The following is a 246-nucleotide window of genomic DNA, read 5'->3' on the forward strand; positions in this document are numbered from 1 at the left end:
TTTAATGGGCGAACAGCCCAACCCTTGGGACCTACTCCAGCCCCAGGATGCGACGAGCCGACATCGAGGTGCCAAACCATCCCGTCGATATGGACTCTTGGGGAAGATCAGCCTGTTATCCCCGGGGTACCTTTTAGCCGTTGAGCGACACCGCTTCCACATGCCGATGCCGGATCACTAGTCCCAGCTTTCGCTCCTGCTCGACCCGTCAGTCTCACAGTCAAGCTCCCTTGTGCACTTACACTC

The 246-nt window shown here is 57.7% G+C and carries 1 rRNA gene; it reads right to left on the minus strand.

Annotation, left to right across the window (positions count from 1 at the left end):
* Positions 1-246, minus strand: a 23S ribosomal RNA gene (locus tag HTZ77_RS48950); the annotation flags it as partial.

Origin of the sequence: Nonomuraea montanisoli (assembly GCF_013363975.1) — a bacterium.
In the GTDB taxonomy this organism is placed as follows: domain Bacteria; phylum Actinomycetota; class Actinomycetes; order Streptosporangiales; family Streptosporangiaceae; genus Nonomuraea; species Nonomuraea montanisoli.